At 72.4% G+C, this 19934-nt stretch carries 16 protein-coding genes; 9 read left to right on the top strand and 7 right to left on the bottom strand.

Features of this window, described 5'->3' with window-relative positions:
- Window positions 1-40: 40 nt before the first annotated feature.
- The 4 genes from ACIBK9_RS15035 (at window position 41) to ACIBK9_RS15050 (ending at window position 2601) form a co-directional block, all read left to right on the top strand.
- Window positions 41-430 (top strand): MerR family transcriptional regulator, encoded by a 390-nt coding sequence (locus ACIBK9_RS15035; RefSeq protein ID WP_397158431.1) that lies wholly within the window; start codon window positions 41-43, stop codon window positions 428-430.
- Window positions 431-467: 37 nt separating this feature from the next.
- Window positions 468-1103, top strand: a complete 636-nt coding sequence (locus ACIBK9_RS15040) for a GNAT family N-acetyltransferase (protein ID WP_397158433.1) — start codon at window positions 468-470, stop codon at window positions 1101-1103.
- A 210-nt stretch (window positions 1104-1313) separates the two neighbouring features.
- The gene (locus ACIBK9_RS15045) at window positions 1314-1667 is read left to right on the top strand and encodes a hypothetical protein (RefSeq protein ID WP_397158435.1); all 354 of its coding nucleotides are present in this window, start codon (window positions 1314-1316) and stop codon (window positions 1665-1667) included.
- A gap of 124 nt (window positions 1668-1791) precedes the next feature.
- The gene (locus ACIBK9_RS15050; RefSeq protein ID WP_397158437.1) at window positions 1792-2601 is read left to right on the top strand and encodes a TetR/AcrR family transcriptional regulator C-terminal domain-containing protein; all 810 of its coding nucleotides are present in this window, start codon (window positions 1792-1794) and stop codon (window positions 2599-2601) included.
- Here ACIBK9_RS15050 and ACIBK9_RS15055 read toward each other — a convergent pair.
- From ACIBK9_RS15055 to ACIBK9_RS15080, 6 genes are all read right to left on the bottom strand, one after another.
- The gene (locus ACIBK9_RS15055; RefSeq protein WP_397158439.1) at window positions 2588-3718 is read right to left on the bottom strand and encodes an aminotransferase class I/II-fold pyridoxal phosphate-dependent enzyme; all 1131 of its coding nucleotides are present in this window, start codon (window positions 3716-3718) and stop codon (window positions 2588-2590) included. The genes ACIBK9_RS15050 and ACIBK9_RS15055 overlap by 14 nt on opposite strands.
- Window positions 3715-4341 (bottom strand): transcriptional regulator, encoded by a 627-nt coding sequence (locus ACIBK9_RS15060; protein WP_397158441.1) that lies wholly within the window; start codon window positions 4339-4341, stop codon window positions 3715-3717. The genes ACIBK9_RS15055 and ACIBK9_RS15060 overlap by 4 nt, the downstream gene beginning before the upstream one ends.
- A 56-nt stretch (window positions 4342-4397) precedes the next feature.
- Window positions 4398-5522 (bottom strand): winged helix DNA-binding domain-containing protein, encoded by a 1125-nt coding sequence (locus ACIBK9_RS15065; protein ID WP_397158443.1) that lies wholly within the window; start codon window positions 5520-5522, stop codon window positions 4398-4400.
- Between the two features lie 113 nt (window positions 5523-5635).
- Window positions 5636-6874, bottom strand: coding sequence for an RNA polymerase sigma factor (locus ACIBK9_RS15070; protein ID WP_397158445.1), 1239 nt, complete (start codon window positions 6872-6874; stop codon window positions 5636-5638).
- A complete protein-coding gene (locus ACIBK9_RS15075) occupies window positions 6871-7242 on the bottom strand; it encodes a YciI family protein (protein ID WP_397158447.1) in 372 nt (123 codons plus the stop codon). The genes ACIBK9_RS15070 and ACIBK9_RS15075 overlap by 4 nt, the downstream gene beginning before the upstream one ends.
- A 40-nt stretch (window positions 7243-7282) precedes the next feature.
- On the bottom strand, window positions 7283-7945 hold the full coding sequence (locus ACIBK9_RS15080; RefSeq protein ID WP_397158449.1) for a DUF998 domain-containing protein: 663 nt from the start codon (window positions 7943-7945) through the stop codon (window positions 7283-7285).
- Between the two features lie 159 nt (window positions 7946-8104).
- Between ACIBK9_RS15080 and ACIBK9_RS15085 the strand changes: the two genes are divergently transcribed.
- The 3 genes from ACIBK9_RS15085 to ACIBK9_RS15095 all read left to right on the top strand — a co-directional run bounded on the left by ACIBK9_RS15085 (window position 8105) and on the right by ACIBK9_RS15095 (window position 13705).
- Window positions 8105-8530 (top strand): hypothetical protein, encoded by a 426-nt coding sequence (locus ACIBK9_RS15085; RefSeq protein WP_397158451.1) that lies wholly within the window; start codon window positions 8105-8107, stop codon window positions 8528-8530.
- 466 nt (window positions 8531-8996) lie between these two features.
- Window positions 8997-12200, top strand: coding sequence for an OmpL47-type beta-barrel domain-containing protein (locus tag ACIBK9_RS15090; RefSeq protein WP_397158453.1), 3204 nt, complete (start codon window positions 8997-8999; stop codon window positions 12198-12200).
- An 89-nt stretch (window positions 12201-12289) separates the two neighbouring features.
- Window positions 12290-13705 carry an amino acid permease gene (locus ACIBK9_RS15095; RefSeq protein ID WP_397158455.1) on the top strand — a complete coding sequence of 472 codons (1416 nt, stop codon included), beginning with the start codon at window positions 12290-12292 and terminating at the stop codon, window positions 13703-13705.
- A gap of 15 nt (window positions 13706-13720) precedes the next feature.
- On the opposite strand, the gene ACIBK9_RS15100 is transcribed toward ACIBK9_RS15095, so the two are convergent.
- A complete protein-coding gene (locus ACIBK9_RS15100) occupies window positions 13721-15790 on the bottom strand; it encodes a hypothetical protein (RefSeq protein WP_397158457.1) in 2070 nt (689 codons plus the stop codon).
- 419 nt (window positions 15791-16209) lie between these two features.
- On the opposite strand from ACIBK9_RS15100, the gene ACIBK9_RS15105 reads away from it, so the two are divergent.
- On the top strand, window positions 16210-19215 hold the full coding sequence (locus tag ACIBK9_RS15105) for a M4 family metallopeptidase (RefSeq protein WP_397158459.1): 3006 nt from the start codon (window positions 16210-16212) through the stop codon (window positions 19213-19215).
- A 215-nt stretch (window positions 19216-19430) separates the two neighbouring features.
- Window positions 19431-19916 carry a DUF4232 domain-containing protein gene (locus tag ACIBK9_RS15110; protein ID WP_397158461.1) on the top strand — a complete coding sequence of 162 codons (486 nt, stop codon included), beginning with the start codon at window positions 19431-19433 and terminating at the stop codon, window positions 19914-19916.
- Window positions 19917-19934 lie beyond the last annotated feature (18 nt).

A 19934-nucleotide genomic window follows, 5' to 3' on the forward strand; every position in this document is an offset into this window, starting at 1 on the left:
ACCTTCACATCAGTGTGAAGGCAAATCCTCCGAGGGAAGCATGAAGATCGGACAGTTGTCCCAGCGTACGGGCGTGCCGACGCGCATGCTGCGTTACTACGAGGAGCAGGACCTGCTGCACCCCGACCGCGCCGTCAACGGCTACCGGGACTATCCCGAGTCGGCGGTGTACCGGGTCCAGCAGATCCGCGGCCTGCTCGACTCCGGGCTCACCACGGAGATCATCCGCCGCATCCTGCCGTTCCTCAACAAGCCCGACGAGATCCACCTGCATCCGGAGTGCCTGACGCCCGAACTGGCCGAGCTGCTGCGGGCGGAGGCGGGCCGCATCCAGCAGCGCATCGACTGCCTGTCCCGCAACCGGGACGCCATCCACGCCTACCTGGCCGCCGTACGGTCCGCGGCGGACGGGGGCGCGCCCTCGGGCTGATCGTTCCGCTGCGAATCCGGTCTGCTGGAATGTGGGCATGGAGACCTTGGCCGACCTTCTCTCGGACGCGGCGGCGGGCCGCCCGCCCGCCCCCGACGGCAGCGTGACCGTCCTCCCCCAGCCGTCGGAGCGCGACGCGGGGATCATCGCCTTCACCGCCCACACGGTGGTCTTCGCCGACGTCGATCCGGCTCGGGTGCACGCCCTGCTGCCCGCCGGCGACCTGTCGGCGCCGCTCATGCCGGCGTTCCTGACGGCGATGGAGGCCGCGACCGGCAGGCGGACCGGCAACCTCGACCTGCTCGCGCTGGCCGCCCCCGCCCCCGGGCCGCCCCCGCTCCCGCTGGAGGAGCTCACCGCCGGCGACCATCCGCGCGTCGTCCGGGCCCGCCGCTACCGGGACGCCGTGCGCGTGTGGGTCACCGCCGACGGCGCCGGCCTGGTCACGCTGGGCCGCGGCGTGGCGGGCCGCTGGGAGGCGGCCGTCGAGGTGGAGCCCGAGCACCGCGGGCGCGGGCTCGGCAGGTCGCTGGCCGCGGCGGCCAGGCACCTGACGCCCGGCCCGCTGTGGGCGCAGATCGCGCCGGGCAACGCCGCGAGCGTACGGGCCTTCCTGGCCGCGGGCTATCTGCCGATGGGGGCCGAGGTGCTGCTCGTTCCGGAGAACGGCTGACTCGGAGGCGTCGCGCGCCCGGCGTGCGCTCGTGCCGGAACGCCGTGCGGAAGGCCCGTGCGCCCTTGCCAGGCCGGGGTTGCCGGTGTCCGGGAGTTTGCTGGTAGGGGGCCCGCTGTTGGGGGAAACCGGGTGTGGCGCTGCGGAGGGCGTCCAAGATCGCTACGTATAGTGATGGCCGATGTCACTTCGTGATTACAGGGGGAGCTCATGAGAGGTAACCTCATCGCCGCCGGCGGTGCACTGCTCGTCGCGGCCGCGGTGTTCAGCATGGCCGGCGTGGCCGCCGCGGACGCCTGGTCCGACGAGAGGCACTGGCACCCGGACAACTGCAGCCTCGGAACGAACGACGACTCCACGTACCACCACGTCACGAAGTACGGCCGGTTCGCCGGCACCCGTGACGCCGACGCCTGCAAGGGCGACGAGCACGGGCACGACGACGATGACGACGGCTGGGGCTGGAAGCACGACCACGGCCGTCACAACTGGCCGGGCAGCGGCAACGGCAACTGGATCGGCCACGGCTACGGCCCCGGCGCGGGGGTCGGCGTCGGGGGCTGACGCCCTCACCCACCTCGATCCCGGCGCCCCCGCGGGGCGCCGGGATCGACGCACGCCCCCGCCCTACCACTCGGAGCGCTGATATCTTCTGCCGTAAAGAGATCGGGCAGAGGAGAGTCGTACTGTGGTCGTCTTCGCCGGGCAGGGGGACGCGCGCCGTTCGATGGCGTTGTTGTGGCGGACCGAGGAGCCGGGCGAGTCGCGTCCCGGTCCCAAGCCGGGCCTGAGCGTGGACCTGATCGTCGACGCCGCCATCGCCGTCGCCGACGCCGAGGGCATGGCCGCGCTGTCCATGCGCAAGGTCGGCGAACGGCTCGGCCGCACGGGCATGGCCCTCTACACCTACGTCCCCAGCAAGGGCGAGCTGGTGGACCTCATGTACGACAAGGCCCTGGGCGAGCTGCCCACCGCCCACGACCTGGCCGGGGGCTGGCGGGCGGCGGTCACCGCGTGGGCCGGGCACCTGTGGCACTTCTACCAGCGCCATCCCTGGGTGCTCCAGGTGTCGCAGGCCCGTCCGGTGCTGGGCCCCAACGAGTTCGCGCTGCTGGAGAGCCTGGTCGCGATCCTGCGCGAGACCGGCCTGCGCCCGCCCGCGCTGCGCGGCGTGGTGTCGCTGCTGTTCGACTTCGTCCGCGGCGCGGCCCGGACGGTCGCCGAGTCCCGGCAGGCCCCGTCGGCCACCGGCGTGTCGGACGAGGAGTGGTGGCACACCCGTTCCCAGCTGCTGGAGGAGGTCGCGCCGGGCTTCGCGGCCCGCTTCCCCATGGTGGCCTGGATCGAGAGCGAGGGCAGCGTCCCCGGCGAGGGCGAGCCGTACCTGGAACACCAGGTGAACGAGGCGTTCACGGTCGGGCTCACCGTGCTGCTCGACGGCGTGCAGGCCGCCGTCGAGCGGACCGGCCCGCACGCCGGGCCGGTCAGCGCCCCTTGAGGAAGGACGCCCAGGCTTCCAGGCCCGGCCCGGGGTCGGCGCGGCCCACGCCGAGGCGGAACCGGTCGTCCGGCGTGGACGTGAGCTCCGAGCGGTAGACGCCCGCGGGCAGCAGCAGCACGCCGGCCTGTTCGACCAGCTCGGCGCAGAACGCCTCGACGCCGTCCGGCCCCAGGTAGCGGGGGAAGGTGACGCAGCCGCCGTCGGGCGCCCGCCACTCGAACAGGTCGCCGAACTCGCCGAAGAACGCCTCGAAGCGCGGCAGGTTGGCGGCGATGATCCCGCGGTTGCGCTCCAGGATGCGGTCCCGTGCCTTGATCGCGATGCGGGCGAGGAGCTCGCTGGGCGCGGAGTTGCAGATGGTCGTGTAGTGCTTGGCGCGTTCGAGGCGGGCGCGCAGCTCGCGGTCGCGGCAGGCGATCCAGCCGATGCGCAGGCCTGGCATGCCGAGGGACTTGGAGGTGACGTTCAGCGAGAGCGCCCCCGGTGACAGGTCGGCGGCCTGCGGCAGCGTACGGGCGGGGTCGAGCTCCAGGCCGCGGTAGACCTCGTCGCTGAACAGGTGGATGCCGCGCTCCTCGCACAGCGCGGCCAGCCGGGCGAGGTCGGCCGCGCCGATGACCTTGCCCGTCGGGTTGTTGGGGAAGTTGACCGACACCACGCGGGTGTTCGGCCGGATCGCGGCCTCCACGGCGTCGAGGTCGAGCGCCCAGTCGCGGGCCGGGTCGAGCGCGACGCCGGTGACCTCGCACAACGCCATCGGCACCGTCTCGGCGGACTGGTAGCACGGCGTGACCACCACGGCGTGGTCGCCGGGGCCGAGCAGCACCTGCATGGCCAGGTACAGGGCTTCCTGGGCGCCCGCGAAGACGACCACGTCGTCCGCGCCGACGCGCTCGTAGGTGTCCGCGACGGCCTGACGCAGCCCCGGGTCGCCGAAGGTCTCGGTGTAGCCGAGGGACAGCGTCTCCCAGGCGTGCCTGTCGTCGTCGCCGGCCAGGGCGAGCAACTCGGCCATGGTCATGGTCTGCGCGTCGGAGGCGGCCAGGTGGTGGCGGGCGGTGAACTCCCAGCGGGAGAAGTAGACCTCCAGCCGGAAGTCGGGAAGCGGGGTCACGGTCGGCTCCTCCTGAGCTCGGCGAGCAGGGCGTAGAGGGTGGAGCGGGACGTCCGCAACGCCCCCGCGACGACGGACGGCGCCCGCCGGACGGTGAAGACCCCGGCCTGGTCCAGCTCGGCCAGCACGGCGAGGCGATCCTCGCGGGTCAGCCGCTCCACCGGCCGGCCGTGCTCGCGGACGTAGGCGCCGACGATCTGCTGCACGCGCTCGGTCCAGTCCTGCTCGAACAGCGCCTCCGGACGCGGCGCCGACGGCGCGGCGAACGCGGCCAGCAGCGCCGCGGCCTGCTCCAGCGGGGTGCGGTCGAGGTTCACGCAGAGCACGGCGGACGGCTCGCCGCCGGGGTCGCGCAGCACGGCGCTCACCGACGACAGCCGCCGCCCGTCGGCCAGCAGCTTCTCGTAGGGCCCGTAGACGCCGTTGGGCGAGGGGTCGAGCCGGTCGAGCTCGCCGAGCAGCGACGGGGCGCCGGGGCCGCGCCCGGACATCGGGTTCCACACGCCCAGGACCCGGTCGCCGCGGACGTCGTGCAGGACCACCTCGGCGTACGGGGCCAGCAGCGCGGCCACCGCCTCGCACACCGGCGACCACAGCCGCACGCGCTCATCCGTGTTCGTCACGCCCGGATGTTATGTCCAATTCGGACGCTTTGTCCAGCCAGGTGCGTTCCCCGAACTCAGGCGTGCGCGCCCACCGTGACCGGGCCGAGGGTCAGGCGCGGCCTGCCCTCCAGGATCTCCCCCACCCGTTCCACCTGCTCGTCGAGCTCGCCGCGCTGGGCGGCGGTCAGGCCGGACAGCAGTTCGACCGTGACGTCGATCCGGCTGCCGGAGCGCCGCTGGTGCCAGACCCCGCGCACCTCGCCGTCCACCAGCAGCACGGGGAAGGTGCCCGCCTGCCCGCCGGACAACGCCCGCTGCCAGGCCGGGCCGGGGTAGAGCAGCTCGCGCGGCCGGCCCGCGATCAGGTAGGCGTCGAAGTACGGCAGCAGGCGCACGCCGCGCGGCGGCCCGTCCGGCACCGTCGTGTCCCCCGCCAGCACCCGGGCCGGACGCCCGTCGAACGACACCTCCTCGGTCTCCACCGTCGCGAACGCCTCGGCCGCCCACCGCACCGTCGCGCCGACCCACTGGGCGAACTGCGCCGGAGTGGCCGGCCCGTACGCGGCCAGATAGGCCCTGACCAGGCCCGCCCGAGCGTCCGGCGGCACGGGCGCGGCCGGCGCGGCGCGATAGGTGACCTTGCGCCCTCTGACCGGCCCGAACACGAACGCCCCGCGGTGCGCCGCGGTGTGCATCGCCTGCCGCCAGCGCGGCCACATGCCCTGGAACGCGGGCATGACCAGGTCGCCCGCCCACGGCCCGGTGGCCGCCACGACCGCGTCGCTCAGCTCGTCGATCGTCATGTCGGCCCCGGCCAGCACGTCGCGGACGGCCTGGACGACCTGGTCGGTCTGCTCCGCCGTCAGCCGGACCCCCTCGGCCCCGCCGGGCCCCGGGGGCAGCGACGACAGGGCGCCCAGCCACATGGGCAGGTCGTCCGCCGGCAGCAGGTGCACGGTTCCGCGCGGCCCGTGCGTCTTGACCAGGGTCCCCTCGTCCCACAACGCCTCGCGTACGTGGGCGCGGGTGACGCCGTCGAGCCGCAGGCCGATCGAGAGCTCGGCCGCCGACATGACCTGGGCGTGCGCCCCGCACATGGCGGCCACGACGGCGGCCTGGCCCTTGTCGGCGGCGGGAGCGGCCAGGTGCGCCCGCTCCAGACGGCGCGCGCTGACCTGCGGCCACGACAGTTCGATCACGAATTCCTCCTCGGTGCGTTCGCCCTCACCGTAGAGGGACAGGCGGAAAGGTTCGTTCCGCTACGGCGGGTGTCACCCCGGCGATCCGCCCATGGCGTCGGTACCGGGGCCGGTCAGCTGAGATCGCCGGCCTTGCCGAGCAGGTAGCGCTGCTCGACCTGGTTCGCCGTCAGGCCGGCGGCCTGCCGGTAGAGCGCGGCGGCCCGCGTGGTGTCGCCGGTCATCTGGAGCAGGTGGGCGCGGACGGCGTGCTCCCGTTGCCTGGTGAGCGGGTGCCGGTCCAGGTGGTGGCGGCGGTTGAGGTCGTCCAGGAGCGCCAGGCCGCGGGCCGGTCCGTAGGCGTGGGCCACCGCCACCACCCGGCTGAGCTGGACCGGCGCGGTGGGGGTGAGCCGTTCCAGCCACAGGTACAGCATGGCGATCTGGGCCCAGTCGGTCCGGTCGGGCGCGGCGGCCGCGGAGTGCACGGCGGCGATCGCGGCCTGGAGCTGGTAGGGGCCCGTCCGGCCGCGGTTCCAGACGCCGTCGATGAGCGCGGTGCCCTCGTCGATCGCGTCGCGGTCCCACCGGGTGCGGTCCTGCTCGTCCAGGGGGACCAGGTCGCCGCCGTCCGTACGGGCCGCGCGCCTGGACTCGGTGAGCAGCATCAGCGCCAGCAGGCCGGTCACCTCGGCGTCGTCGCCGAGCGTGGCGTGCAGCATGCGGGTCAGCCGGATGGCCTCGCGGGTCAGGTCGACCCGAGCGAGCCGGTCGCCGGCGGTGGCGGTGTAGCCCTCGTTGAAGATCAGATAGAGCACCCGCATCACAGCGCTCATGCGGCTGTCGCGGTCGGCGTCGGTGGGCGGTGTGAAGCGGGCTCCGGCGCGGGCCAGCCGTTGTTTGGCGCGGCTGATCCGGGCGCCCATGGTGGGCTCGGTCGTGCCGTGGGCGTGCGCGATCTCGGCGGTGGTCAGGCCGCCGACCGCGCGCAGCGTGAGCGCCACCTGGGAGGTGGGGTCGAGCGCGGGATGGCAGCACAGCAGCAGCAGGGTCAGGCTGTCGTCGCTCTCGGCCGCGGGGTTCGCCCGGCGCCCGGGTTCCCGCATGGCCAGGTCGGCCACGCCGGCCCGCAGCTCGCGGCGGTGGCGGGCCTGGTCGGAGCGGAGCAGGTCCACCATGCGCCGGTATCCGACGCGGATCAGCCAGCTGCGTGGGTTCTCCGGCACGCCCTCGACCGGCCAGGTACGCCCGGCGGTCAGCAGCGCCTCCTGCACCGCGTCCTCGGCGATGTCGAACCGGCCGAAGCGGCGGACCAGCGCGCCGAGCACCTGCGGCGCCTCCGTGCGCAGCAGGTGCTCCAGCTCGCGGTTCACGCCCCGAAGTCCGCACCCATGATCGGGCGGATCTCGATCGGTTCGCCGAGCGCCTCGACGATGCGCGCGGCGATCTCGACGGCCCGCTCCTTGCCGGTCACGTCGATCACGGCGAAGCTGGCCAGGACCTCCTTGAGCTCGGCGAAGGGACCGTCGGTGGCGACCACCTCGTCACCGTCGCGGTGGACGGTGGTGCTGACCGCCGGGTGTCCCAGGCCCTCGCTGCCGACGAACTCGCCGGAGGCGATCAGCTCCTGCTCCAGCTTCTGGTAGGTCGCGAAGGCGGCCAGCGCCTCCTCGGAGGGGACATCGGCGGTGGCGGCGTCCCACGCGGCGGCCGGGGTGTAGCCGAGCAGCAGGTATTTCATGGTGAATCCCTCGATCGTGGCAGCCGATTCTACGTTCGCCTCAGACGGCGCGCCGCAGCGACACCGCGAGGACGGTCGTCCAGGTGAAGGCGACCAGGCCGTTCACGGCGATCTGGACGCTCATGCGGTCGGGCGACATCGGCACGAGGAGCACCAGCGCGGCGACGGCGCTCAGCACGGCGCCCGGCACGGCGGGCGGCGCCGGCCGGCGGCGGGCGCACCGGACGCTCATCACGACGGCCGCGACGGCCAGCGCGGTGAAGGCCACGGCGGCGGCGGCCGAGTGCGCGACGCCGTGCCAGGACACCTGCGCGACCGGCCCCTCAGGGGTCCCCGCCGGGAAGCCCTTCTCGGGGTCCATGGTGAAGACCCCGGCCGCCACCAGCCCCGCGCCGAACACGCCCACCAGGATCGGCAGCGCCCGCCGCCCGATCCCTTCGGTGAGCGTGCGCCTGATGCCGACGGCCAGCGCCAGCGCCCCCGTCCCGGCGAGGACGAAGGTGAGGATCTGGATCCACCCCAGGTCGCCGGTGGACAGCTGGCTGATGGGGTGCCGGGTGAGGTCGAAGCCCTCACGGGTGAGCATCTGCGTGGTGGCCGAGGCGAAGAAGATCGGCCCGGCCAGCGCCCCGGCCAGCAGCAGGCGTCCGGACGTCCGGGCGCTCCTGCGGACGGGGACGCCGGTGGCGGTGGTGGTGGTCATGAACGTCCTCCTTTGTCGGTGGGTTTCCCGCTCGCTACCTCGGACCCGGACCGGCCTTCTTGACGCCGATCGAGGGTGATTCACGTCACAGCGATCTCGTGTCAAAGCCCGGCAGGGGGCTCCGAGGTACCGGTGAGACAACCCGCAGAGGAGGACGACATGATCGAGACCCCGCAGCCCAGCCCCGAGCTGAAGGCCCTGGACCGGCTGGTCGGCACCTGGAAGGTCACCGGCGGCGCCGAGGGGACCGTGCGCTACGAGTGGCTGCCCGGCCGGTTCTTCCTCGTCCAGCACGTCGAGCTCGCCCAGTTCGGCGAGCCGGTCACCGGCATCGAGGTGATCGGCAACCTGCGCCCGTTCGGCGAGCCGGCCGGGGCGGACGTGGTGTCCCGCTACTACGACTCGGCGGGCAACACCTTCGACTACGTCTACGAGCTGGACGGCGACCGGCTGACCATCTGGGCCGGGGCCAAGGGCGGCCCGGCCTACTACGCGGGCACCTTCGACGCCGAGGGCACCACGCTCACCGGCGAGTGGGTCTACCCCGGCGGCGGCGGGTACGCCTCCACCTCGACGCGAGTCTGACGCCCGGCCGGGGAAACCCACGGTGGCGGCGAGCCGTCCTGAACGGCCCGCCGCCTTCCGCCGGCGTGGCTGCTCGTCGGCCATCGCGGGCGCTGGCGCGGCCAGCGCCTCGGACGCCCCGGCGACCTGCTCAGGTACGACGGAGAGATCCGATCATCTAGCGGATAAAACGTGATTTTTGGCGCACTACGAGCCTTCTGAAGTGGATTGGTCGGATGAAACGTGACCTTGGCGTGATCGCCTTCGTCTGAGGGCTTGGTCACAATGAGGGCCATCCCCCGACTGGAGGCCCTTGTGCGCCATGGCAAGCCCTGGCGGCTGCTCCTCGCGGCGACTCTCGCCGCGACCGGACTGACCGCTCTCTCCCCCGCCTCCGCCCAGGCGGCCGGCACCGTCTTCCACGTCTCCCCCGACGGCGACGACAGCGCCGCCGGCACCGAGGCGGCGCCGTTCCGTACGATCGAGCGTGCCCAGCGCGCGGTGCGCGGTGCGCGCGGTCCTGCCCACCGCGCCCGAGCCGCCCCGGGTACGGGTCCGCGGCGGCGTCTACCACCTCGCCGAGCCCCTCACCTTCACCCCCGCCGACTCCGGGGCCGTCTACGAGGCGGCCGCCGGCGAGCAGGTCGTGCTCAGCGGCGGACGCCGGCTGACCCCCGCCTGGACCCCGTACCAGGGCGCGACCCTGGTGGCCGACATCGGCGCGGGCCTCGACTTCGACGAGCTCTTCCTCGACGGCACCCGGCAGGTCCTGGCCCGCTACCCCAACGTCGATCCCAAGGAGGCCGTGCTCGACGGGTACGCCGCCGACGCGATCTCGCCCGAACGGGTGGCCCGCTGGAAGAACCCCACGACCGCGCTGGTCCGCGGGCTGCACCAGGGCGAATGGGGCGGGAACTCCTTCAGGGTGACCGGCGTCGGCGACGGCGGCGTCCCGATCCTGAAGTGGGTCGGCGACAACAACCGGGGCGACGGCCTGCATCCGCAGAAGCGCATGGTCGAGAACGTCCTGGAGGAGCTGGACGCCCCCGGCGAGTGGTTCTACGACAAGGACGCCGGCCGCCTCTACCTCCAGCCGCCCGCGGGTCTCGACCCGGCCAGGGCCCGCGTCGAGACCGCCGAGCGCGAGGAGCTCGTGCGGGTGGTCGGCGACTCGCCCTCCGCGCCGGTGCGCGACCTCACCTTCACCGGGTTCACCTTCACCCAGACCCATCGCACGCTGTTCAGCCGCCCGTACGAGAAACTGCAGCTCGGCGACTGGGCCATCGTCCGCGCCGGCGCGGTCTACCTGCGCGACACCCAGCGGGTCGCCATCCGCGACGCCCGGTTCGACCAGGTCGGCGGCAACGCCGTCTTCATGGACGGGTACGCCGAAGGCAACGTCGTCTCCGGCGGCGAGTTCCGCGAGTCGGGGGCCAGCGACGTCGCGGTCATCGGCTCTCCGGCGGCCGTCCGCGAGCCGTCCACCTGGAACGACATGCGGCGCACGATCACCGACACCACGCCGGGCCCGAAGACCGAGGACTACCCGCGCGACATCACCATCAGCGGCAACCACATGACCCGCAACGGCCGGTTCGAGAAGCAGAGCTCGGGCGTGCAGATCTCGATGAGCCGCCGGGTGACGGTGTCCGGCAACACCGTGCACGACGGCCCGCGCGCCTGCGTCGACATCAACGACGGCACGTGGGGCGGCCACGTCATCGAGGACAACGACATCTTCGACTGCGTGAAGGAGACCTCCGACCACGGGCCGATCAACAGCTGGGGCCGCGACCGCTTCTGGCCGCTGACCGCCGGGGACGCCCAGAAGAAGGCGTACGCCAAGCTCGACGCGATGGAGACGACGAAGATCCGGCACAACCGGATCCGGCACTCCTCCCACTGGGACGTCGACCTCGACGACGGCTCCTCCAACTACGAGGTCACCGGGAACCTGCTGCTCAACGGCGGGGTGAAGCTGCGCGAGGGCTTCTTCAGGACCGTGCGCGGCAACATCTTCGTCAACGGCGGCGGCCACTTCCACGTCTCCTACGCGAGCAACGGCGACGTCGTCGAGAAGAACATCTTCGTCACCGACGACCCCTACGACTTCATCCAGAGCGACCCGTCCACCTCCGGGACCGTCTACGACGACAACCTGTTCTGGAACAACGGCAAGCCGGTCGCCGACATCACCGCCGCCTGGCGGGCCCGCGGGCTGGACACCCGCTCGGTGGTCGCCGACCCGCTGTTCGAGGGGCAGAGCCCGTACGCCGACCCGGCCAAGCTCGACTACACGCTCAAGGCCGGCTCCCCCGCCCTCGCGCTGGGCTTCCAGCCGTTCCCGATGACCGGGTTCGGCAAGCCCGGCTCGCCCACGCCGCCGCCGCTCACCTGGCGTGAGCCCGAGACCGGCATGACGATCGGCAACCTGGCCGAGCCGCTCATGGGCGCGACGGCCACCGAGGTCCACAGCGACGAGGTGAAGTCCTCGGTCGGGCTCACCGACTACGACGGCCTGTTCCTGGCCGCCGTCCCGGCCGGGTCCCACGCCCACGGGCAGGGCCTGCGCACCGGCGACGTGATCAGGGAGATCGCCGGGACCAAGGTCACCGGCCGCGACAGCTTCTGGAAGGTCTACAACCGCACGCCCGCCGGGCGTCCGGTGCCGCTGAAGGTCTGGCGCGCGCAGGCGCTGACCGAGCTGAGCCTGACCAAGGCGTACGGGGTGGAGACCATCGACAACGTCTCCGGCGTCACCTACACCGGCGAGGGCTGGGACTGGAAGAACGACCGGCGCGGCGGCGGCGGCTCGACCCTCGACGACCTGCACGCCACCCAGACCGACGGCGACTCCTTCGAGCTGGCCTTCCACGGCACCGGCGTGGAGTACATCGCCCAGGTCAACTCCGACGAGGGCAAGGTCGACCTCTACCTGGACGGCAAGCTCGACGCCACCATCGACAACAGCAACCCGACCCGCGAGTACCAGAAGGTCGTCTACACCAGGACCGGCCTGGCGCCCGGCCCGCACACGCTCAAGGGCGTCAAGAAGGACGGCTCGTACTTCATCGTGGACGGCTTCAAGATCCACTCCGCCCCCGCGAACGAGGACGGCGAGCCGCCGGTGACCACCGCGTCCGGGGTGCCCGCCGGCTGGTCGGACGGGCCCGTGGACGTGGTCCTGACCGCCGCCGACGCGGGCTCCGGCGTGGCGCGCACCGAGTACCGGCTCGGCGACGGCTCATGGCAGCTCTACACGGCCCCCGTCCGGGTGGACCGCGAAGGGGAGAGCGCGCTGGCCTTCCGCAGCGCCGACCAGGCCGGCAACGTCGAGGAGCCGAAGTCGGTCACCGTCCGGATCGACGCGACGGCCCCTGCCCTGACCGTCACGCCGGACCCCGCCCGGCTGTGGCCGCCGAACCGCAGGCTGGTGCCGGTGGAGGTGGCGCTGAAGGCGTCCGACGCCGGGCCCGTCACCGTCACCCTGGTCTCGATCACCAGCTCCCAGGGCAACGCCCGGGACGACGTGCGCGAGGCCGCCACCGGCACCGCCGACACGTCCTTCGCCCTGCGCGCCGAGCGGGACGGCGGCCAGGACCGGGTCTACACGATCACGTACCGGGCGGTGGACCGCGCGGGCAACGCCACCGAGACCCGCGCCCAGGTCACCGTGGGACGCGCCGGTTAGCAAGCGGACGGACCGGCTCCTTCGAGCCGGTTCGTCCGACTTCCGCCGTCATGCGCATGGCGGGCTTCCTGTCAGGGCAGGACCCCGCCATGACGTCTGCGCGAGGCTTCGGCGGCGGGTCCGGGATATTCCGCCGCAAACCGGTAGAACAGATCGCCACCGAGCACGAGGGCGAGCTCAACCGCGTGCTCGGGCTCTGGCAGCTCACCGCGATCGGGGTGGGCGGCATCATCGGCGCCGGCATCTTCGCGCTGGCCGGCGCCGTCGCCAACCAGACCGCCGGGCCCGCCGTGGTGATCTCCTTCCTGATCGCCGGCATCGCCAGCGCCGCCGCCGCGTTCTCCTACGCGGAGTTCACCGGCATGATCCCGAAGGCCGGATCGGCGTACACGTACGGCTACGCGGTGCTCGGCGAGATCGTCGGCTGGTTCATCGGCTGGGACCTGCTGCTGGAGTACACCGCCATCGTCGCGGTCGTGGCGATCGGCATCTCGGGCTACTTCGGCTTCCTCCTCGGCCAGTTCGGCATCGACCTGCCCGCCTGGATGCTCGGCGCGCCGGGCACCGGGCCCGGACACGTCGTGGACCTGTTCGCGGCGATCCTGTGCCTGTTCATCGCGTTCCTGCTCAACCTCGGCATGCGGTCGGCCGCCCGGTTCGAGACGTTCGTCGTCGCGATCAAGGTCGCGGTGGTGCTGCTGGTGATCGTGGTCGGCTTCTTCTACGTCAACACCGCCAACTACACGCCGTTCTTCCCCTACGGGTTCGGCGGGGCGGTGACCGGCGCGGCGACCGTGTTCTTCGCCGTCTTCGGCTACGACGCCATGAGCACGGCGGCCGAGGAGTCGAAGGACGCCCAGCGGCACATGCCCAAGGCCATCCTCTACTCCCTGGCCATCTCGATGGTCCTGTACGTGCTGGCCTGCCTCGTGCTCACCGGCATGCAGAACTACCAGGACATCGACCCCGAGAGCGGCTTCTCCTCGGCGTTCGCCTCCGTCGGGCTGTCCGGGCTGGCCAGCGTCATCGCGGTCGGCGCCATCGTCGGCATCCTGACCGTCATGTTCACGTTCATGCTGGGCGTCACCCGCGTGTGGTTCGCGATGAGCCGGGACGGGCTGCTGCCCTCCTGGTTCGCCAAGCTTCACCCCGTACGGCACGTGCCGTCCAGGGTGACCTGGATCGTCGGCGCCGGCTCCGCGCTCATCGCCGGGTTCCTGCCGATCAGGGAGGCGGCGGAGCTGACCAACATCGGCATCCTGCTGGCCTTCGTGGTGGTCTGCGCGGCGGTGATCGTGCTCCGCTACCGGCGTCCCGACTTGCCGCGCGGCTTCCGCATGCCGGGCATGCCGGTGGTGCCGGCGATCGGGGTGCTCTTCTCCCTCTGGCTGATCACGTTCCTGGAGCCGCTGACCTGGCTCAGGTTCGTCGTGTGGTTCCTGATCGGGCTGGTGATCTACTTCGCCTACGGGCGCCGCCACTCGGCGCTGAACCGCCGCGACTGACGTCCGGCGGCGGATTCAGTTCGTGTCCTGGTAGACCTTGGGGCCGATCGCCTTGTACGCGGCCTTGGAGGCGTCCTTGAGCCACGGCCGGGTGCTGGTGGAGTTGGCGCGGTTGGTGTACAGGGCCATGGTGTGCAGCAGGTAGCGGTGGGTGTACCCGACCCATCCCCAGGTCTGGGCCCTGCTCCAGCTCGTCGAGTGGCACAGCCCGGAGCCGGGGCCCTTCCTGGGGCAGACGATCCCCCAGGCGTCGGCGTAGGCGTCGTCGAGCCGCGCGTACGCGGTGTCGGCCCGGCCGTCGTTCTTCAGCGGCACGACCCACACCGAGACCATGATGCGCTTGTTCCCGGGGGCCCCGGGGTTCACGTACGAGCCCTTGACCATCTTGGAGCAGCGCGCCTTGCGCAGGGCCGAGCGGACGTTGGCCGCGTGGTAGGCGTCCGGGCACTTGTCCACGCCGCTCGACCGGAGCGTGTAGCGCACGCCCTTGGCCGTGGTGAAGGAGCTGGGAAGCAGGGCGCTCGGCGTGAGCGGGATCGGGTCGGTGTCCTGGCGGTCGAGATCACCCGGGTCGAACGGCTCCTCGGTGGGCGGTTCGAGCGTGGGCGTCTCGGTGGGCGTCTCGGTGGGCTGTTCGCTGGGCCACGGGGTGGCCGAGGACGGCGACGGCGTGGGGACGACCGCGTCCGGCGAGCCGGAGGACGCCGCGGTCAGCCTGCTGTCCCCGCGCTCCGGGCCGAGATCCTTCACCACCGAGACCACGAACACCGCGGCCGCCACGGCGAGCACCACACCGACCACTCCCACGCCGGCCCCCAGACCGACCTTCATCCCCGTACTGAGCCCACCGCCGGACGGGCGCGGCCCCCCGGCCCCGGGAAAAGGCGGCCTCGAAGGCCCCTGCGGCGGTGGCCCCTGCGGCGGCGGTGACAGGAGTGAGGGTGAGGGCGGTTGCAGGAGCGGTGGTCCCTGCGGCGGTGCCGGTGGCAGCAGCGAAGGTGACGTCGGCGGGGGTGATGGCGATGGCGCCAGTGGAGGTGACGGCGGAGGTGGTGGCAGGAGCGGAGGTGGCGGCGGTGCGTGGGTGGGCGCGGTCGTGGCCGACGAGGCGGCCTGCCGCAGCTCCTGCGCCCACCGCTCCGGACGCGGCAGCTCGTCCGCGGGCCCGTGGAGCGCCGCCGCCGCGAGGTCGGCCGCCGCGGGGGCGACCGCGGCCAGCCTGCCGGGGTCCGTTGAGGTCCGGTCGCGGGCCAGGAGCCGTACGGCCAGCAGCGCGAACCTGTAGGCGTCACCCTGCGGCGTGCCCTCGGGCTCGTCGGCGGAGATCTCCCACCCGGACGTCTCCACCTGGGGTAACGCCGCCGCCCCGGCGAGCCGCATCGCGTCGCAGCCGATGAGGAAGCACTCCGGGGAGCCCTCAGCGGCGAACAGCAGGTGCTCGGGCGACAGGCCGCCGACGACGATGTCCATCGTGTGCAGACGGGCGAGCGTGTCGGCCAGGTCGGCCAGCAGCAGCAGACGGTCACGATCGCCGACCCGCCGGCCGATGCCGCCGCCATGGACGCCGTCATGGGCGGGGTCGTGGGCGGGGTCGTGGGCGGGGTCGTGGGCGGGGTCGTGGGCGGGGTCGTGAGCGCCGACGTGGGCAGGGTCGTGGGCGTCGTCGTCGAGAAGGAGCTCCATCGTGGCCGGGCGGCGCTCGGTTCCCGACGGCGTTCGCAGGTCGAAGGAGAACCGGTGGGGCACCGACCGCATGAGGAAGCCACGGACCGCGCCGCCGGACATGACGATCTCGGCGGGCCAGGCCGCCTTGTCGCACAACCAGGCCGCGTCCCATCCGGGTAGCCGGCCGATCAGCCCGGCCATCTCGGTGAGGACGCCCGCGTCGAGGCCGGGCAGAACGTCGGGGTCGTACTCCTTGTAGACGACCTCGAACTGGCCGTTGATCCGGCGGCCGGGCACCTCGTGGAGCATGCCCCGGCCGTCCGGCCCGAGACGCCGTCCGAGGACGAGGTCCGCCCGGTCGGTGCCGCTCGCGGGGCCGCTCGTCGGGCCGGTGCCCGGGTCGCTCGTCGAGTCGCTCATCGGGCCGCGTCCCTCGGCCACAGGGCCGGCTCGGACCCCGGGCGCGACCGTGTCGTCTGCAACCCCGGGCGCGACCGTGTCGGCTCGGGCCCCGGGCGCGGCGGCTCGGTCTCCAGGCCGGGCGCGTCGAGCGCGACGCGCGCCCAGGCGCGGATCCGGTCTGCCTGCTCCGGTGCGTGCCGCACGTGCGCTCTCCCCGCCCTTCGAGCCCGTCCTTTTTCGGAGGATATCAGCGTCCATTTGCTGAAGATCAAGGATTTGTGGAGCCGGATCTGCCGGTGCCCCCGGCATACCGTGGCGTTATGGAAATTTGTGAGCTGTTCGCCTGACCACCCTGGGTGACAACTTTAATCAAGCCCCAGCCAAAGGGCTCCTTCGATCCCCACACCCCCGGGGACATGTGAGAGGAGTCACCCAGAGTGAACAGCACGTTCAAGTCGGGCACGATCGCCGTATTGGCGGCGGCGGCCCTTACCGCCTCGATGACAGGCGCCGCCGGCGCCACCTCGAAGGCGCACTTATCCACCGCGGCGACCACCGTCGCCAGGACCGACCCCCCGGCGTTCGCGCCGGCGGACGCCAAATCGCGCGACCGCGCGAAAGTGAACGCCGACGCGGCACTCGCCGCCGGAGCCGAACGCCTGCACAAGGGCTCCGGCGACGCCTTCACTCTCTCGTCCAACGTCGCCGGAACCTACGGCCTGCAATATCTGACCTACGAACGCACGTACAAGGGCCTGCCCGTCTACGGCGGCGAGGTCGTCGTGGGCACCGACCGGGCCGGCCAGGTGATCCAGCAGGTGGTCACCGGCCAGACCGCGAAGATCAAGGTCGGCACCGAGCCCTCGATCCCGGCCAGGCAGGCGGCGGCCACCGCCAGAGCCCTCCTGCCGCAGGTGGACGAGGTGACCACGGCGAAGCTGGTCGTGCACGCCACCAGCGCCACCCCCAAGCTGGCCTGGCGGGTCCAGGTCACGGGGCGGACGGCCACCGGCAGGCCCAGCATCCTCGACGTGTTCGTGGACGCGCGCTCCGGCTCCCTGATCGACAAGTTCGACAAGGTGCACGAGGGCACCGGCCGCGGCTTCTACGACGGCACGGTGACGATCGACACCAGCGGCTCCGCCGGCTCGTACCGGATGGTGGACACCGCCAGGCCGGGCCTCCAGTGCGGCGGCCAGAACGGGGCGGCCTACACCAAGAGCAGCGACTCGTGGGGCAACGGCTCGGGCACCGACCTGGAGACGGCCTGCGTGGACGCGCTGTACGCCGCCCAGATGGAATGGAACATGCTGCGCGACTGGCTGGGCCGCAACGGCCACAGCGGGACGGGCCGCTCGTTCCCCATCCGGGTCGGGCTGAACGACGTCAACGCGTTCTGGAACGGCTCGTACACCACCTTCGGCCACAACCAGGCCGGCAACCAGCAGGCCACCCCGATGGACGTCGTCGGCCACGAGTTCGGCCACTCCGTCTTCACCAACACCCCCGGCGGCGACAACGGCAACAACGAGGTCGGCGGCCTGAACGAGTCCACGGGCGACATCTTCGGCGCGCTGACGGAGGCCTACGCCAACAACCCGAACGACCCGCCGGACTACCAGGTGGGCGAAGAGGTCAACCTCGTCGGTAACGGCCCGATCCGGTACATGTACAACCCGTCCCAGGTCGGCGACCCCAACTGCTACAGCACCGCCATCCCCACCACCGAGGTGCACGCGGCGGCCGGGCCCCAGAACCACTGGTTCTACCTGCTGGCCGAGGGCAACAACCCCGGCGGCGGCAAGCCCTCCAGCCCGATCTGCTCCGGCGGACCGTCCTCGGTGACCGGCATCGGCATCCAGAAGGCCGGCAAGATCTTCATGGGCACGCTGCAGGCCAAGACGCAGCCGTGGACCCACGCCAAGGCGCGGGTGGCCTCGCTCAACGCCGCCAAGGCGCTGTTCCCGAACAGCTGCGTGGAGTTCAACGCGGTCAAGTCGGCCTGGGACGCCGTGAGCGTCCGGGGCACCAGCGACCCGACCTGCGTGGCCAACCCGGACACCTTCTCGCTGCAGGTCAGCCCCGGTTCCGGCGCGGCCGACCCGGGCGGCTCGGTCACCACGACCCTGAGCACGGTGACGACCGGCGGCAACGCCCAGCAGATCCAGCTCAGGACGGGCACCCTGCCGGCGGGCGTGACCGCCCAGTTCAACCCGGCCACCATCCAGTCGGGCCAGTCGTCCACGCTGACCCTCAACGTGGCGGCGAACGCGGCCCCCGGGACGTACACCGTCCAGGTGACCGCGCAGGGCACGGCCCAGACGCAGACGCAGAACTACACCCTGACCGTCAACCGGCCGATCCCCGACCAGTTCTCGCTGGCGCTCAGCCCCACGTCGGGGTCCGTGGACGCGGGCGGCAGCACCGCCTCGACGCTGACCACCACGACCACGAGCGGCAACGCCCAGCAGATCCAGCTCAGGACGGGCACGCTCCCGGCGGGCGTGACCGCCCAGTTCAACCCGGCCACCATCCAGTCCGGCCAGTCGTCGGCGCTGACGCTCGCGACGGCGTCCTCCGTGCCGGCCGGGACGTACACCGTCCAGGTGATCGCCCAGGGCACGGCCCAGACGCAGACGCAGAACTACACCCTGACCGTCTCCCGGCCCGGTGACCCGGACGCGTTCTCCGTCCGGCTCGACCCGGAGGCGGGCACCGCGACGGCCGGCGGCACCGTGGCCACCACGGTGAACACGGCGACGACCGGCGGGCAGCCCCAGCAGGTCACGCTGTCGGCGGCCAAGCTGCCGAACGGCGTCACCGTGGCCTTCGACCCGGCCACGATCCAGTCGGGCCAGTCGTCCAGGCTGACCTTCACGGTGGCCTCGACGGCGAAGAACGGCACGTACCCGATCACGGTGACGGCCACCGGCACGGCCCAGACGCAGACGGCGAGCTACGCGCTCACGGTCACCGGCGGCACGCCGGCGGGCGACTTCACCGTCGCCGCCGACCCGTCCTCGGCCACCGTCACGGCGGGCGCGACGGCGACCACCACGCTGAGCACGCAGGTCACCACCGGCCGGCCGATCCCGCTCACGCTGGCGGCCGACGGCGTGCCGCCGGGCGCGACCGTGACCTTCAGCCCGTCGTCCATCAACTCGGGCGAGTCGTCCACGGTGACGGTGACCACGTCGTCCAGCACGCCGGCGCAGACGTACACGATCATCCTCAACGCGAACGGCTCCGCCAGCCACGGCACGTCGTTCTCGCTGACGGTGAACGGTGGCGGGACCGGTGACACCTGGCAGGAATGGCACGCCTACAACGCCGGCGACGAGGTCACCTACCAGGGTGTCCGCTACCGCTGCGTGATCGCCCACACCTCGCAGCCGGACTGGACGCCCGACGTCGTACCGGCTCTGTGGCAGCGGATCGGATGACGGTCCGCCCGGTGCCCCACGTACCCGGGGGGTGACTGAGGGCCGGAGCGGAGGGGGTCCCACCGGACCCCCTCCGTTCTGGTTTTTCCGGACGCTCCGGCACGGGCTGTGGTTCGGCGCCGCCTTCCTCGCCTCCGCCGTCGTGCTGGCGCTGCTGCCCGGACGAGTTGACGTACGGCCATAACTTTCACCGCGGTTCCTGCGTCAAAAACCACATGAGACGCTTCACCACCGCCACGCTCGTGGCCGGACTGCTGCTGGCGGGCGGGGCCGCGCCGGCGCTGGCCGGCGAGTCCGCCCCCGTCCGCCGCTGCTCGGCCGCCCAGCTCCAGGTGCGCCTGGGCACGATCGACGCCGGCGCGGGCAACAGGAACGCGCCGCTGGTGTTCACCAACAGCTCACGGACCGCCTGCACCCTGTACGGCCACCCCGGCCTGATCATGATCGACAAGCAGGGCGACACCCTGCGCACCCGCGTCCGCCGCACCGCCGGCCCCAAGCACCGGGTGACGGTCAAGCCGGGCGGCAGCGCCCGCACCACGCTGCACTGGACGGTCGTCGAGACCGGCGCCGAGACCGCCTGCCCGAGCCCCGCCCGCCTGCTGGTCATCCCGCCGGACGAGCACTCGTACCTGAACGTGCCCTTCGACGCCGGCCAGGTGTGCGACGGCGGACGGCTCGACGTCACCCCGCTGGCCTGACGTCCAAACGCGGGGCGG

Origin of the sequence: Nonomuraea sp. NPDC050227, assembly GCF_044459705.1 — a bacterium.
Classification (GTDB): Bacteria; Actinomycetota; Actinomycetes; order Streptosporangiales; family Streptosporangiaceae; genus Nonomuraea.